We start from the raw sequence: 15754 nt of genomic DNA, 5'->3' as shown, positions 1-15754 counted from the left end.
TCCGCGCGGCAGAGCGGCTAGCCCTTTTTTGCCACCGTGCCCGAGCCCATGCAGGAACGTTACCTCCCCACTACCGTCGAAGCGGCCGCCCATCAAGACTGGCAGGCCCGCGACGCCTATCTGGTCCACGAACACGCGAAGAACGCCGACGGCTCTGAAAAGCCGAAGTTCTACGCCTGCTCGATGCTGCCCTACCCCAGTGGCAAGCTGCACATGGGCCACGTGCGCAACTACACCATCAACGACATGATGGCGCGTCAGTTGCGCATGCGCGGCTATAACGTCCTGATGCCGATGGGCTGGGATGCCTTTGGCATGCCGGCGGAAAACGCGGCCATCAAGTCCAAGGTGCCGCCCGCCAAGTGGACCTACGACAACATCGCCTACATGAAGAAGCAGATGAAGGCGATGGGTCTGGCAATCGACTGGACGCGCGAAATGTGCGCCTGCGATCCCCAGTACTACAAATGGAACCAGTGGTTGTTCCTGAAGATGCTGGAAAAGGGCGTGGCCTACCGCAAGACCCAGGTCGTGAACTGGGACCCGGTCGATCAAACCGTGCTGGCCAACGAACAAGTCATCGATGGCCGTGGCTGGCGGTCGGGCGCGCTGGTTGAAAAGCGCGAGATCCCCGGCTACTACCTGCGCATCACCGACTACGCAGACGAACTGTTGGGCGCCGTCCAGAACGACCTGCCCGGCTGGCCCGAGCGCGTGCGCCTGATGCAGGAAAACTGGATCGGCAAGTCCGAAGGCCTGCGTTTTGCCTTCCCGCACAAGATCGCCGGCCAGGATGGCCAACTGATCCAGGACGGCAAACTGTACGTCTTCACCACCCGCGCCGACACGATCATGGGCGTGACCTTCTGCGCCGTGGCGCCGGAACATCCTCTGGCCACGCATGCCGCGCAAAACAACCCCGAGCTGGGCGCGTTCATCGAACAGTGCAAGCTGGGCGGCACGACCGAGGCCGAAATGGCCACGCGCGAAAAAGAAGGCATGCGCACGGGCCTTACCGTCACGCACCCTGTCACGGGCGCGGACGTTGAAGTCTGGGTCGGCAACTACGTGCTGATGACCTACGGCGACGGCGCCGTCATGGGCGTGCCCGCCCACGACGAACGCGACTTTGCCTTCGCCAAGAAATATGACCTGCCCATCGTGCAAGTCGTGGACGTGGCCGGCAAGGAATACTCCACCGCTGCCTGGCAGGAATGGTATGGCGACAAGCAGTCTGGCCGCACCATCAATTCCGGCAAGTACGACGGCCTGTCGCACAAGGAAGCCGTGGACGCCATCGCGGCCGACCTGGGCGCGCAAGGCCTGGGCGAAAAGCAGACCACGTGGCGCCTGCGCGACTGGGGCATCTCGCGCCAGCGCTACTGGGGCACCCCGATCCCGATCATCCACTGCGCCGACTGCGGCCCGGTGCCGGTTCCCGAAAAAGACCTGCCCGTCGTCCTGCCCGACGACCTGATCCCGGACGGCAGCGGCAACCCGCTGGCCAAGAACGAAGCCTTCCTGTCCTGCGCCTGCCCCAGCTGCGGCAAGCCCGCGCGCCGCGAAACGGACACGATGGACACGTTCGTGGACTCGTCCTGGTACTTCATGCGCTATACCTCGCCGGGCAACGACAACGCCATGGTCGACGCGCGCAATGACTACTGGATGCCGATGGACCAGTACATCGGCGGCATCGAGCACGCCGTGCTGCACTTGCTGTACGCCCGCTTCTGGACCAAGGTCATGCGCGACATGGGCCTGCTCAATTTCGACGAGCCCTTCACCAAGCTGCTGTGCCAGGGCATGGTGCTGAACCATATCTATTCCCGCAAGACGCCCCAGGGCGGCATTGAGTACTTCTGGCCCGAAGATGTTGAAAACGTCTACGACGACCGTGGCGCCATCACCGGTGCCAAGCTCAAGTCGGACGGTTCCGCCATCAACTACGGCGGTGTGGGCACGATGTCCAAGTCCAAGAACAACGGCGTCGATCCGCAGTCGTTGATCGACACGCTGGGGGCCGACACGGCCCGCCTGTTCGTCATGTTCGCCAGCCCGCCCGAGCAGACGCTTGAATGGTCGGATTCGGGCGTGGAAGGTTCCAACCGTTTCCTGCGCCGCCTGTGGTCCATCAGCTACGCGCGCCGCGACGCCGTGGCACGTGGCCTGACTAATGGCGCCGACTGGTCGCAAGCCACCGCCGCCGTCAAGGACCTGCGCCGCGAGGTCTACACGCTGCTCAAGCAAGCCGACTACGACTACCAGCGCATCCAGTACAACACCGTCGTGTCCGCCTGCATGAAGATGCTGAACGCCATCGACGACGCCAAGCTGCCCGAGGACGCCGCGGCCGATGCCGCCTACGCCGAAACGCTGGGCGTGCTGCTGCGCGTGCTGTATCCGGTGGTCCCGCACATCACGTGGCACCTGTGGCAAGACCTTGGCTACGCCCAAGAGCTGGGCGACCTGCTGGACGCGCCGTGGCCGCATGTGGACGAAGCCGCCCTGATCGCGGACGAAATCGAGCTGATGCTCCAGGTCAACGGCAAGCTGCGCGGGTCGATCCGCGTGGCCGCCGGCGCCGCCAAGGAAGACATCGAAAAGCTCGCCGCCAGCCAGGAAGAGGTCTCGCGCTTCCTGGAAGGCCGCCCGCCCAAGCGCGTCATCGTGGTGCCGGGCAAACTGGTCAACGTCGTAGGCTGATGAGGTCAAGCATGTACTTCGCCGGGCAACTCTCGCACTCCCCCCGCCAATCGTGGCTGCTGCGCGGCGCCTGCCTGGCGCTGTTCATGCTGCTGTCCGCCTGCGGCTTCGCACTGCGCGGCGTCACGCCGATGCCGTTCGACACGCTTTATGTCGGCATGCCGGATACCACGCAGTTCGGCGCGGACGTGCGCCGCGCCCTGCGCGCGGCCTCGCCCAATACCAAGCTGGTGGATTCCCCCAAGGAAGCCCAGGCTATTCTTCAGCAGGTTGGCGATACGCGTACATTGCGTGAAGTGTCGCTGAACGCCCAGGGCCGGGTCGAGGAATACGAGCTGGGTATCAACTACACGTTCCGTCTCATCGACAACAAGGGCCGTGCATTGATTCCTGACACGACCTTGTCCATCTACCGCGAAATGCCCTACGACGACCAAGTGGTGCAGGCCAAGCAAGGTCAGATCGACACCTTGTATAAAGCCATGCAGCGCGACCTGGTGTCCCGTCTGCTGCGCCGCATGACCGCACCGGACGTGCGCCGCGCATTCGAGCAGGCTGAAGAACGCGGGGAAACCGGCGAGATTCCGCTGTACGACCCGAACGCACCGCAGCAAAAAAGCACGCCCACGCCGTGGCAGACGCCGCAAACCACCGACCCGGCGATCTTGCGCTAGCCCATGGCACAGCCTTTGGATGCGGAACGGCTTGCCGAACACCTGCAGCGCCCGGGCAATCAGCTCGCGCCGCTATACACGGTGTCCGGCGACGAGCCTTTGCTGGTCACGGAAGCGGTGGACACGTTGCGCGCCTCGGCGCGCAACGCGGGCTACACCGACCGGCTTTCGATGGTGATGGACGCTCGCAGCGACTGGAGCGCCGTCACCGCCGCGACGCAAAGCGTGTCGCTGTTTGGCGACCGCCGCATCCTGGAAATCAAGATTCCCACCGGCAAGCCCGGCAAGTCCGGCGCCGACACGCTGGCCAAGCTGGCCGAGCAGGCTGAAAAGCAGCCAGATGCCGACACGCTGATCCTCATCGCGCTTCCCCGGCTGGACAAAGCCACCCGCGAAAGCCGCTGGGTGCAGGCGCTGAACCGGGGCGGCGTGATGGTTGACATTGCCAACATCGAGCGCGGCCGGCTGCCCGCCTGGGTCGGCATGCGGCTTGCCCGGCAAAACCAGCGCGCCGACGCCGCCACGCTGCAATGGATGGCTGACAAGGTCGAAGGCAACCTGCTGGCTGCCCACCAGGAAATCCAGAAGCTGGGCTTGCTGTATCCCGAAGGCCAGCTGGCGGCCGAGGACGTAGAGCGCGCGGTGTTGAACGTCGCGCGTTACGACGTATTCGGCCTGCGCGACGCCATGCTGGCGGGCGACATTGCCCGCACCATCCGCATGATCGATGGTCTGCGTGCCGAAGGCGAAGCGCTGCCGCTGGTGCTATGGGCGGTCGGCGAAGAGATCCGGCTGCTTGCCCGCATTGCGGAAGCACGCGCGCTAGGCCAGGACGCCAACGGCCTGATGCGCCGGTTGCGTATCTTCGGCGCGCACGAGCGCCTGGCGTTGCAGGCGCTGAACCGGGTGCAGCCCGCCGTCTGGCCGGCGGCCGTGCAGCACGCCCATGACGTAGATCGCCTTATCAAGGGCTTGTCCGTGGCCGGACGGCTTTCGGACCCCTGGGAAGAAATGACCCGGCTGGCGCTGCGCGTGGCCGCCGCCGGCGGGCGCCCGTGAAGGCCGCCCCGCACACTCCGTCCTCAGGCCGGATATAAACTGAATCTTCAGACGGCGCTAATGGTTACGCCCACGGGCTCCGCCGTCTCTTCCGTCGCACCTATTCATGATTGACACTGCCATGTCCTCGTCTTCCATTGAACACGCCATGCTCACCTTGGGCGAAAACGCCCGACGCGCCTCGCGCGCGATGATGCGCGCCAACAGCGCCGCCAAGAACAAGGCGTTGCTGGCCATGGCAGACGCCCTGGCCGCCAGCCACGAAGAACTCAAGGCCGCCAACGAGAAAGACGTGTCCGCCGCCCGCGCCAACGGCCTGGAACCGGCGCTGCTGGACCGTCTGACGCTATCCGACAAAACGCTGGCGCACATGGCCGAAGGCTTGCGTCAGATTGCCGCCCTGCCTGATCCCATCGGCAGCATCACGGCCACGACGGTGCGCCCTAACGGTATGCGCGTCGCGCAAATGCGGGTACCGCTTGGGGTCATCGGCATCATTTACGAATCCCGGCCCAACGTCACGATCGACGCAGCCGCGCTGTGCCTGAAGTCCGGCAATGCCGCGATCCTGCGCGGCGGCAGCGAAGCGCTGCACTCCAATATTGCGTTAGGCCAGGTCGTGCAAACGGGCTTGGCCGCAGCCGGCTTGCCGCCGGACGCCGTTCAGGTCGTCGCCACGGCGGACCGGGCCGCCGTGGGCAAACTCATCACCATGACGGAACATATCGACGTCATCGTTCCGCGCGGCGGCAAAGGCTTGATTGCACGGTTGGCGCAAGAGGCCCGGGTGCCTTTGATCAAGCACCTGGACGGCAACTGCCACATCTACATTGATGCGGCAGCCGACCCCGACAAGGCGCACGCCATTGCCTTCAACGCCAAGACCTACCGCTACGGCATTTGCGGCGCGATGGAAACGTTGCTGGTCGATGCCGTGGCCTCCGTTTCCATTTTGCCCACGCTGGCGGCAGCCCTGATCGAGCACGGCGTTGAACTGCGCGGTTGCCCGCGCACGATGGCCTTGCTGCCCCACATCACCCCTGCCTCGGAAGCAGACTGGGGCACGGAGTACCTGGGTCCGATCCTGGCCGTCCGTATTGTTGACACGCTGGATGACGCCATTGAGCACATCGCGCGCTGGGGCTCGGGCCATACCGACGCCATCGTCACCGAAGACCTGTCCGCGGCGCAGCGCTTTCAACGTGAAGTGGATTCCAGCTCGGTCTACGTCAACCTGCCAACCTGCTTTGCCGATGGTTTCGAATACGGGCTGGGCGCTGAAATCGGCATCTCGACGAACCGTTTGCACGCGCGCGGCCCGGTCGGCCTGGAAGGCCTGACCACGCTGAAGTGGGTATTGAACGGCGAAGGGCAGGTCCGGGGCTGAGCCACCCCAGCCCGGGGCGGCCTGGCCGCCCCAGATCGCTGACGCTGCCCTGAACACGGGGCAGCGCCAAGCCTTTTACAATACGGGCTGATTTTTTTCCGCGCTTTCGTTCTGCCCTTTCTTCATCCAACGCGGCACGCCGCGCAATCTTGAGATCCCCATGCATTCACCTGTCATGGCCATGGCCTTCAGCCTTTTCGTGCTTTGCTTCATCACCTGCACGCTGAGCGGCATTGTCCTGTTCTTCTTCAAAAATAAAGAAATCAACGCCGCGTTCAAGCATCCCTATTTGCAACACCGCCCGTGGAAACAGTACCCCCTGTCGATTCAGGCGGCCATCATGCTGGATTATTTCTTTCGCCTGATGTTTCCCGGCACGCGGTTCTGGCTGATTGGCAACGCCAACGATTTGCTGGGCCATGTCGACCCGAAGAAAGCGCCGCTTTCGCTGAAATGGCCCATCGTCGGCTTCTGGGGCTCGTGCTGGCTGGGGCTGATTGCCATGATCGTCCTGTGGGTGATGCTGTACTTGGGAGCCTGAGCCCATGCAGATCCGTATCGAAGACTATCCCGGCAGCATCGACGCCGCCCGCACCTTGATCGCGGCGCGCGAATCCGGCGTGGCAGGGCCGCGCTTGCCGGCGGACTGCCGTCCGCAATCGATGGGGCAGGCATTCGCGGTGCAACAGCGCACCGCACAGCTCTTGCAGGAAACGCGTCAGGACCGCATCGCGGCCTGGAAAAGCGCGCTGCCCTCGCCCGAGAAAATGGTGGTGGCGCCGATTTACGCATCGGGCACCGTCCATGCCGAGACTGGCCCCGTTGCCACGCGCGCGCAAGTGGTGCGCGTTGAGCCGGAAATTGCATTTGAACTGGCGCAAGATCTGCCCGCCCGCGACACCTCCTACACCGAAGCCGAGATTGACGCAGCCGTGGGCGGCGCTCGGCTAGCGCTGGAAGTGCTGGGCTGTCGCTACGCGTCGCCCGAACATGCCAGCCTGCCGGAACTGCTTGCCGACCATATGTTCAACGAAGGTCTGGTGCTGGGGCCGCGCATCGCCAGCGCCGACACGGTACCTTCCAGCATGACGTTGACCTTGTCCGTCGGCGGCCGCGAAGTCGAACAACATCCTGGCTTTCACCCTAACGATCACCCCAAGGCCGGCCTGTACTGGTTGGCCAATTTCCTGCGCGAACAAGGCTTGGGGCTGCACGCGGGGCAGCACGTCATTACCGGTTCGTATGCTGGATTCCTGGACGTGCCGGCCAACCAAGACATCGAGCTCGTCTACGGCGAGCTCGGCGTGCTTCGCGTGCGGTTCGGCAGCCAGGGCGGCGGGCTAACGCTAGCGCAGCGACACATCAACGCGGTTCGCGATTGAAGTCGGGTTCCGCGATGGTGATGGCGTCGTTGCCCGCCTCGATGATTTCGCCGGCGGCCAGACATAGATCTTCGCGGTAGCGCCCCGCAACGATCTGCACCCCAACGGGGCTCTGCCCCACGCTGCTCATCGCGCTGTCCATCGCCACCGACAACCCGGGCAAGCCCATGAAGGGCACGCCGATCTGCGTCATTTGCGCACTCCAAACGCGCGCGTAAGCCGCATCGCCTTGCAAATCCAGGTTGTCGGGAAAAGGTAGTTCAGCCGATACCGGCAGCAACAGGACCGGATACTCGGAAAGGAACACTTCCCACAAGCGGGTCAACGTAGCCCGACGCGTCAACACAGCGGAAAAATTTTCCAGGTTTGCGTCCGCGGCCTTGTCGCGTTGACCCCGAAGGGCCACCAGCGCCCCTGGGTCGCCTTCCTTTTCGGCGGCCGCCAACATGGCCTCATAGCCGTCCGCCATCCACATGCGGATCTGCAAGTCGGCCGCCTCTTGCATGGGCGGCACGGCGTCCAGCGTATCTACCGTCCAACCTGCGTCGCTGAGCCTGCGCGCGGCTTCCTGCAGTGCCTTGACGACCGCGGGCTCCGGGTTCATGCCGTCCGGGTTCACGCACAGCGCGGCGCGGCGGGAAACATCGGGGCCCACAAGCGGCGCCGGCACCCACCAAGGGTCGCGAGGGTCGCGTGCGGACATTGCCGCCAGGCCCAAGCGCACGTCGGCAATGGTGCGCCCCAACGGCCCGGAGACGGCCGTCAATTGGCCGCCGATGGAACGTTCCGGCAAGGCCGCGTTGTACGCGGGCACGCGGCCCAGCGATGGCCGCAACCCGTGCACACCGCAGGCATAGGCGGGGTAGCGGATGGACCCGGCGATATCGGTGCCATGGGCCAGATGGCCGATGCCCGCCGCCACCGCCGATGCCGCGCCACCCGACGAGCCTCCGGGCGTCAAGGCCCGGTTGCGCGGGTTGCGCGTGTCTCCGTGCAAGCCATTACCGGTGAACCAGCGCAAGGAAAACGCGGGCGTGTTCGTGCGGCCAAGAATGACGGCACCGGCGCGCAGCAGATTGTCTACGACGGGGCTGTTCTGCGCGGCGATCACGCCTTTTTGCAGGCTGACGCCATTGGTGGTGGCGTAGCCTGCCTGGTCAACGTTGACCTTGACCGTGACAGGCACGCCGGCCAGCATGCCGGGATCTTCGCCGCGTGCCAGTTGCGCATCGACTTCACGTGCCCGCGCCAGGACCTCGTCAGGGCGATGATCGACCACGGCATTCAGCGCGGGGTTGACGGCATTGAGCCGGTCCAATGCGCTTTGCGCGGCCTGGACAGCCGATACGTCACGCTGTCGGATTAGAGAGGCAAGCTCAACTGCGGATAAACACCAAAGATCGGACACGCGTCACTCCTGATTCGTGGTTTTTCTGCGGGGCAGGCAAACCTTAGCGCCTGTCGCGCGGCTTCACAAGCCACGGCTTACCGCGGTTGCGCGGCTATTTATCTTCTTCGAACACCTGGACGATGGCGTCGGCCACGGCCCGCACCCGCGCGGTGCGGTTCAGGTCCCCGTGCATGACCAGCCACAAATCATACGGTTCGCTACGACCCGGCCAGATACGGACCAGGTCGGGATAGTCCGGCGCCATGTGCGTTGGCAGCTCGCCGATGCCCAGGCCGGCCACCACGGCGGCAAGTATCATCATCCCGGAATTGAGCTCGATCGCGATACGCCCGTTGCCCGTCGGTTCCCCGCAGAACGTGTCCGACCAGCCCGGCAACACCGCCTGCTGGTACGTCACCAAGGTATGTCCGGCGAAGGCCGTGCCCGGTTTGGGCTCGCCGTGCGCGGCAAGATAATCGCGCGAGGCATACAGACCGACTTCCTTGCGGGCCAGATGGCGCTGGATCAAATCGGGGCTGTCTGGCTTGACGTTGCGTATGGCCAAGTCCGCCTCGCGACGGGTCAGGTTGCTGATCTGTATCGATGCCGACAGCACCACGCGTATGTCCGGATGCTGCTCGTGCACGCGGCGCACCGCCTCCATGATGAAGTAGCTGGCGACGGTTTCGGATGCCGCCACGCGGACCACGCCCGACAGGCGATGGTCCAGCCCCTGCATCTGCCGCTGCAACTGGTCGGCGGCAAGCTCCATGCGCTCGGCCGCGGCAAAGGCCAGCTCGCCCGCCGGCGTGGGCACGTAGCCGCCGGGAGTGCGCAGGAACAGGCGCGCGTCCAGCGATGACTCCAGCGCGGCCAGGCGCCGGCCCGCCGTTGCCTGGTCAACTTGCAGCAATGCCGCCGCCCCGCGCAGCGTTCCGACACGATATATCGCCAGGAAAATCCTGGCATTGTCCCAATCCATAGCGGCGCCCCTGGCCTGAATCCATTGGCATCGCCACCCCGTTCATGCCCATTCAGGGCCGGCCCACGATGCATTTATGCATCACTATAAAGCAGTAATACGGCTTTTTTGCATGCTTGAAAAATTCTAAGCTTCAGCCCTCGGAATCCCGCTGTCTGCCTCTCATGAATACCGCCTGCCAGTCATCCCCACTACCCTCCGTCGACGCCAAGCCGGCCACTGCCTGGCTGCCGCTTATTACCCTGGCCATCGGCTTCGTCATGGCGATGCTGGACGTGACCGTGGTTAACGTGGCGCTGCCCAGCATCGCCGTGCAGTTCGTCGTTCCGCTGACTGATCTGGTGTGGATCGTCGACGGCTACACGCTGACGTTTGCCGCCTTGCTGTTGGTGGCCGGCGCGCTGGCGGACCGCTATGGGGCCAAGACGGTTTATCTGGCCGGCCTGGCCGTGTTTACGCTGGCGTCATTGCTATGCGGCCTGGCGCCTGACGCCAACACGTTGATCGCGGCGCGCATGTTGCAAGGCCTGGGCGCCGCGCTGTTCATGCCCAGCTCGCTAAGCTTGCTGACGCACGCCTATGACGACGACCACGTGCGCAACCGCATGCTGGCCGCCTGGTCGGCGATCGTCGCCGTGGCAGGGGCCACCGGACCCTTGCTGGGCGGTGTGTTGATCCACCAATTCGGTTGGCGCGGCATCTTTCTCATCAACCTGCCCTTGGGCATCGTCGGGCTGTGGCTTGCCCGCCGTCGCATCCAGGCCGCCCCACGACGACCCCGCGCGCTGAATCCGATTAGCCACCTGCTGGGCGTGATTGCGTTGTCTGCGTTGTGTTTCGTGCTGATCCAGGGCAACGCGTACGGCTGGACATCGCCTCGCATTGCCGGCGTCACCGCCCTGTGCGCCGTGGCCATCGTGTTGCTGGTGCGGCGCGAACGCCGCCACGCCGAGCCGATCCTGCCCCGCGCCCTGTTCCAGACGCCGCACTTTGCCGCGGCCAACGGGGTTGGCTTCCTGATCAATCTGGCTTCTTACGGGCAGCTGTTCCTGCTTAGCTTGTTCCTGCAACATGCGCGGGGCGCGGACGCGCTTCAGACCGGTATCCAACTGGTGCCGATGCTGGCGGTTTTTTCGATCGGCAATCTGATTTCGGGCCGGTTGTCGGCGCGCTGGAACGTGTCGGCAGCGCTATTGGGAGGCATGTCATTGGCCGCCGTCATGAGCGCCCTGGGGATCGCCGCCTTCACGCCCGCCATCGCCTACTGGCCCTTCGCTGTCCTGATTGCGCTGGGCAATCTGGGCGTGGGGATCGCCGTGCCCGCGATGACCAGCATTGTGATGCAGGTGTCAGGCAAGCACCACGCCAACAGCGCGGCGGCAGCGTTGAACGCGAATCGGCAGTCGGGCGCATTGGTCGGCGTCGCGCTGATGGGCACCATCATGCATGTGCTGCCCGACTGGAACACCGCCCTGCCCGTTGCCTATGGCGTGATCGCGGCAAGCTACACGGCCGGCGTCGGGCTGGTATGGCGTTACCTGCGCCGCGCGCATAACGCGTAAGGCGGGCATGCAAGCGCGGTGCGTTTGCATCACAATATGGGCCGATCCCTGCCACTCGGAGAGCCCTATGTCGCACCCTGCCACGCCCACGCCGACCATCCGCCGTATCGCCATCGTTGGCGCCGGCACCATCGGAGCCAGTTGGGCGGCGCTGTTCCTGGCGCATGGGCTGACGGTGGTGGTCAGCGACCCCGCCGCTGATGCCGAAGCGCAAACGCGCGCCCGCGTGCAGGCCGCCTGGCCGGTGCTCAACGAACTGGGCCGCGTCGTGGAAGGCGCATCGCCCGATGCGTTGCTGTTTGAGCCGGACTTGGCGATGGCGCTGACGGACGTGGACTTCGTGCAGGAAAACGCGCCCGAACGCGAGGATTTCAAGATCGACCTGTTTGCGCGGATGGACGCCCTGTTGCCGCCTCGCGTGATCGTGGCCTCAAGTTCGTCGGGTTTGATCATGAGCCGTCTGCAATCGCGCTGCCAACATCCGGAGCGCTTCGTCATCGGCCATCCGTTCAATCCGCCGCATCTGATTCCGCTTGTGGAAGTGGTGGGGGGCGACAAGACGTCGGCGGACGTCATCGAGCAAAGCATCGCGTTCTACCGGGCCATGGGCAAATACCCGATTCGCTTGAACAAGGAAGTTCCGGGCCATATCGCCAACCGCCTGCAAGCGGCCATTTGGCGCGAGGCCATCCATCTGGCTGCCGAAAACGTCGCCAGCGTGGCGGACATCGACGCCGCGGTGTCGCAAGGGCCGGGATTGCGCTGGGCATTGTTCGGGCCGCACATGACGTTCAACCTGGGCGGCGGCGCGGGCGGCCTGGCGAATTTCATGGACCACCTGCTGGGCCCCGTGCAAACCTGGTGGGACGACCTGGGCACGCCCGAGATGACTCCGGAACTACAGCGCAAACTTATCGAAGGCGTCAACGCCGAGGCGGAGCGGCGCAGCATCGCCGACATGGTGCAAACGCGCGATGCCCAACTCACGGCGTTGATCAAGGTTTTGCATCGATAAGGCGACGGAGCAGCCCTCGGCCCCCGAGCGTTGACGCGTTAAGCTGTTTTCTCGCAAATACCGATTTTCAAGTTCCGATGACCGACTATCGGGTGAATGCCGGCTGACCGACCGGCCCATCCAAGGAGCCTTCGAATGACTGTTGTCACCCAAGATCCCGGGCAATCCCGCTTCACCGCCACCGTCGACGGCGTGCTTTGCGTGTTGGACTACCAATTGCAAGGCAGCACGATGGCCATCGTGCACACCGGCGTCCCCAGCCAGGTCGGCGGACGCGGCATCGCCGCCGAACTCACCCGGACAGCGCTGGACACCGCGCGCGCCAACGGCTGGAAAGTGCGCCCCTTGTGCTCGTATGCAGAGGTCTACATGCGCCGCCATCCCCAATACAACGACCTGCGGGCCTGATCCCCGCCGCTGCCACACTGTGACGAAGAAAACTGCTTCCCCGGCCGCTCCTTGCCCTTGCGGCGGCGCGGTCTACGACCGCTGCTGCGGCCGCTGGCATGAAGGCCCGCTGGCCATGCAGGCGCCCACCGCCGAAGCGCTTATGCGATCGCGCTACAGCGCATTCGTCCTGGACAAATTGCCTTACCTGCTGGCCAGCTGGCATCCCCGCACGCGGCCCGCTTCGCTGGAGCCGAATCCGCCCGACTTGAAATGGCTGGGGCTGACCATCAAGCAAGCGCGCGAGCAGGACGCGGATCACGCTACCGTGGAATTCGTGGCCCGTAGCCGTCAGGCAGGCCGCGCGCATCGCATGCACGAGGTCAGCCGCTTCGTGCGTGAAAACGGCCAGTGGTACTACGTGGACGGCGATGTGACCTGAAACGGCCGGCGTTCACACGACCGCCGGGTCTCGCGTGTCCGCTTCGACGGCCTGCTGCAACGCGCATACGAGTTGTTGCTCGATGCCGGGCGGCACACGCCGATTGCTGACGATGGCCAGCTCGGTAGACGGCACCGGATCGAACCCGTCGCGCGCCACAAGCACCTGGTGCGTATCCAGTGTGGCAAACGCGGGCAGCAAGCTCACGCCCAGCCCCGCCGCCACGGCCGCCTGTACGCCCGCCAGGCTATGGCTGTGATAAGCGCCGTACCAGGCGCGACCGGCGCTTTCCAACGCGTAGACCATCCGCTTGCGATAGATGCACCCGGGCGGAAACATCACCAAAGGCACGGGGGAATTTGGCGCCGGCGCCGTGTGCCCCCTTGCGCCGATCCAGACCAGACGCTCGGGCCACGCCGCCAGGCAGGGGCCGTCGTCGGGCTCGCGCTTGATCAACGCCAGATCCAAGTCGCCGGAAGCCAGTCTGCCACGCAGCTCGGTGCTCATGCCGCTGGCGGTTTGCAGCCGGACGTCGGAATGGCTGGCCGCGAATCGCGCCAACAGCAGCGTCAGCCGCGCCACGTCGAAGTCTTCAGGAATGCCCAGGCGTAAAACGCGCGCGGCCTGAGGCGCCATCAAGACATGTTCGGCCTCGTCCGCAATGGCCAACAGGCGGCGGGCGTAAGCCAGCATCACCTCGCCATCCTCGGTCGCAGACACATTGCTGCCCGTGCGGTCCCGCAGCAGCAATGTCTTGCCCACTGTCTGCTCCAGCTTGCGCACTTGCTGGCTGACGGTCGATTGTGTGCGATGCACGCGTCGGGCTGCTCGTGTGAAGCTGCCTTCATCGGCAACGCAGACCAGCGTTCTCATGAGTTCCAGGTCTAGCATGGCGGCCTTGATATTTATTTATCGAATGAGTGGAGTTCTATTATTAATTTTACGACTTCGTGCGTACCGTCCTACGCTGACGATTCTGATATTTTTTCTGAAGGACCTGCCATGCCCTTGAATTCACTTCCCCGCCCGCAATGGCTGACGTTTGACTGTTACGGCACGCTGATTCAGTGGGACGAAGGGTTACAGGCCGCGGTCGCACGCATCCTGGCTGGCAAGCCGAAACCGCATTCAGCGCCGTCCCCGGATGAGTTCCTGCATGTGTATGACCAACATGAGCACCGCCTGGAACGCACCCCGTCCCATCGCAGCTTTGCCGACATCTCGCGAGAGTCGCTACGGTTGACCATGCAGGATCTTCGGCTGCCCTATCGGGCTGAAGATGCAGACATATTAATAGGCAGCATTTCCGCCATGCCGCCGTTTCCGGAAGTCGTGGACACGTTGGCCACGCTGAAACTGGCGGGCTTCCGCCTTTGCATCATTTCGAATACCGATGAAGACATCATTGCCGGCAACGTCGCGCAGTTGGGGGGGCATATCGACCGCGTCATCACGGCCGAATCCGCGGGCGCGTATAAGCCGTCACGCAAGATCTTCGCGCATGCCCACCAAAGTCTTGGCGTCACGCCAGCCGACATCGTGCATATTTGCGCCAGTCCCCATCTGGACCATGCGGCTGCGCGCGACATCGGATTCCGATGCGTATGGATTGACCGGGGAACGGGTCGTCAGCTATTGCCTGACTATCGTCCGGACGCTACCGTACCGACATTGGACCGGGTGCCTGACGTGTTTCGCACCGCCGGTTGGTTATAACGCTGCGGCCTGACGCCCTATAGTTGGCGCGGGCGCCTTTTTCTTACCCCTACCTAAGCCCGAAGGCAGACATGAATCAAGAACCTCATTTCGCAGACGCTCTTTATCACGCGGAACCTGTGGCTGCGCTTCGCGCGGACCTGGCCTTGGCTTTGCGAGCAGCCGCGGCTCACGGCCTTGGCGAAGGCGTCTGCAATCACTTCAGCGTCGCGTTGCCAGGTGACCCTGACCACTTTCTGCTGAATCCCCGCGGTCTTATGTGGAACGAGGTCCAAGCCGATGACATCGTACTGATCGACGCGCAAGGCAACAAACTGGCCGGCCGACACGCCGTCGAGCCCACGGCTATGTTCATTCATGCTGCCATCCACCGTATCGCTGGCAAGGCCTGTGTCCTGCACACGCATATGCCGTACGCCACGGCGCTGACGCTTACCGCGGATCGGGGTTTGGACACGACGCTGTCGCAAAACGCAATGCGCTTCCATGGCCGCCTTGCGATTGACGAAAACTACAACGGCCTTGCCTTGGACGTTACCGAGGGCGAACGCATTGCGCATGCCATGCAAGGCGCAGACATCGTCTTCCTTGGCAATCACGGCGTTGTGGTTTGTGGCGAACGGCTGGACTACGCTTACGACGATTTGTTTTTCCTGGAACGCGCGTGCGCAGCGCAGGTCCTTGCGCAGTCAACCGGGCGCCCGCTCAAACCAGTAAACGCGGACATCGCTGCCAAGGTCGCCGCTCAGATTCAAAGTGAACGCCTGCAATCCGAACTGTTCTTCGAAGCGTTGCGCCGCCAACTTCCATAAACGGCGTCCTTGGATTCCCGCAAAACAAAACCCCCTCGGAGCGTGAGCTGCGAGGGGGTTTAAATAATCAGCGGCTTGCAAAGGCCGGGACTTCCAAAATCAAAAATCCAAAGACAAAACCCCACAGGATTACCTGTGGGGTTTTGCGCAATAAAAGCCTGACGATGACCTACTTTCACAGACGTCCGTCCACTATCATCGGCGCGAAGGCGTTTCACTGTCCTGTTCGGGATGGGAAGG

Annotated in this window: 15 protein-coding genes and 1 rRNA gene; 12 read left to right on the top strand and 4 right to left on the bottom strand. The window is 63.9% G+C overall.

Annotated elements, in window-relative coordinates; translation table 11 throughout:
- Positions 1-48 precede the first annotated feature (48 nt).
- From leuS to V6F88_RS19130, 6 genes are all read left to right on the top strand, one after another.
- On the top strand, positions 49-2706 hold the full coding sequence (leuS, locus tag V6F88_RS19155) for a leucine--tRNA ligase (protein ID WP_332611477.1): 2658 nt from the start codon (positions 49-51) through the stop codon (positions 2704-2706).
- A gap of 11 nt (positions 2707-2717) precedes the next feature.
- Complete coding sequence (locus V6F88_RS19150; protein WP_046807800.1) at positions 2718-3380, top strand: LPS-assembly lipoprotein LptE; 663 nt, start codon at positions 2718-2720, stop codon at positions 3378-3380.
- Positions 3381-3383: 3 nt separating this feature from the next.
- The gene (gene holA, locus V6F88_RS19145) at positions 3384-4439 is read left to right on the top strand and encodes a DNA polymerase III subunit delta (RefSeq protein WP_332611474.1); all 1056 of its coding nucleotides are present in this window, start codon (positions 3384-3386) and stop codon (positions 4437-4439) included.
- A 106-nt stretch (positions 4440-4545) separates the two neighbouring features.
- Complete coding sequence (locus V6F88_RS19140) at positions 4546-5826, top strand: glutamate-5-semialdehyde dehydrogenase (RefSeq protein WP_332611472.1); 1281 nt, start codon at positions 4546-4548, stop codon at positions 5824-5826.
- A gap of 160 nt (positions 5827-5986) precedes the next feature.
- On the top strand, positions 5987-6367 hold the full coding sequence (locus V6F88_RS19135) for a hypothetical protein (protein ID WP_332611470.1): 381 nt from the start codon (positions 5987-5989) through the stop codon (positions 6365-6367).
- Between the two features lie 4 nt (positions 6368-6371).
- The gene (locus tag V6F88_RS19130; RefSeq protein WP_332611468.1) at positions 6372-7208 is read left to right on the top strand and encodes a 2-keto-4-pentenoate hydratase; all 837 of its coding nucleotides are present in this window, start codon (positions 6372-6374) and stop codon (positions 7206-7208) included.
- On the opposite strand, the gene V6F88_RS19125 is transcribed toward V6F88_RS19130, so the two are convergent.
- Together V6F88_RS19125 and V6F88_RS19120 are read right to left on the bottom strand one after the other, a co-directional pair.
- Positions 7189-8616 (bottom strand): amidase family protein, encoded by a 1428-nt coding sequence (locus V6F88_RS19125; RefSeq protein WP_332611466.1) that lies wholly within the window; start codon positions 8614-8616, stop codon positions 7189-7191. The two genes, V6F88_RS19130 and V6F88_RS19125, sit on opposite strands and share 20 nt — an antisense overlap.
- A gap of 94 nt (positions 8617-8710) precedes the next feature.
- Positions 8711-9580: a LysR family transcriptional regulator gene (locus V6F88_RS19120; RefSeq protein WP_332611465.1), complete on the bottom strand. Its 870-nt coding sequence runs from the start codon at positions 9578-9580 to the stop codon at positions 8711-8713.
- 164 nt (positions 9581-9744) lie between these two features.
- On the opposite strand from V6F88_RS19120, the gene V6F88_RS19115 reads away from it, so the two are divergent.
- The 4 genes from V6F88_RS19115 (at position 9745) to V6F88_RS19100 (ending at position 12986) form a co-directional block, all read left to right on the top strand.
- A complete protein-coding gene (locus tag V6F88_RS19115; protein WP_332611464.1) occupies positions 9745-11142 on the top strand; it encodes an MFS transporter in 1398 nt (465 codons plus the stop codon).
- Between the two features lie 67 nt (positions 11143-11209).
- On the top strand, positions 11210-12157 hold the full coding sequence (locus V6F88_RS19110; RefSeq protein WP_332611462.1) for a 3-hydroxyacyl-CoA dehydrogenase NAD-binding domain-containing protein: 948 nt from the start codon (positions 11210-11212) through the stop codon (positions 12155-12157).
- A gap of 135 nt (positions 12158-12292) precedes the next feature.
- Positions 12293-12565: a GNAT family N-acetyltransferase gene (locus tag V6F88_RS19105; RefSeq protein ID WP_332611460.1), complete on the top strand. Its 273-nt coding sequence runs from the start codon at positions 12293-12295 to the stop codon at positions 12563-12565.
- A 19-nt stretch (positions 12566-12584) separates the two neighbouring features.
- On the top strand, positions 12585-12986 hold the full coding sequence (locus V6F88_RS19100; protein ID WP_332611459.1) for a YchJ family protein: 402 nt from the start codon (positions 12585-12587) through the stop codon (positions 12984-12986).
- A 12-nt stretch (positions 12987-12998) separates the two neighbouring features.
- On the opposite strand, the gene V6F88_RS19095 is transcribed toward V6F88_RS19100, so the two are convergent.
- Positions 12999-13877 carry a LysR substrate-binding domain-containing protein gene (locus tag V6F88_RS19095; protein ID WP_442880356.1) on the bottom strand — a complete coding sequence of 293 codons (879 nt, stop codon included), beginning with the start codon at positions 13875-13877 and terminating at the stop codon, positions 12999-13001.
- Positions 13878-13988: 111 nt separating this feature from the next.
- On the opposite strand from V6F88_RS19095, the gene V6F88_RS19090 reads away from it, so the two are divergent.
- Positions 13989-14702, top strand: a complete 714-nt coding sequence (locus V6F88_RS19090) for a haloacid dehalogenase type II (protein WP_332611457.1) — start codon at positions 13989-13991, stop codon at positions 14700-14702.
- A 71-nt stretch (positions 14703-14773) separates the two neighbouring features.
- Complete coding sequence (locus tag V6F88_RS19085) at positions 14774-15514, top strand: aldolase (protein ID WP_332611455.1); 741 nt, start codon at positions 14774-14776, stop codon at positions 15512-15514.
- Positions 15515-15670: 156 nt separating this feature from the next.
- On the opposite strand, the gene rrf is transcribed toward V6F88_RS19085, so the two are convergent.
- Positions 15671-15754, bottom strand: a 5S ribosomal RNA gene (gene rrf / locus V6F88_RS27925); the annotation flags it as partial.

Source organism: Achromobacter sp. ESBL13, assembly GCF_036668755.1.
Classification (GTDB): domain Bacteria; phylum Pseudomonadota; class Gammaproteobacteria; order Burkholderiales; family Burkholderiaceae_B; genus Achromobacter.
This window is presented reverse-complemented; position numbering and strand designations above follow the sequence as displayed.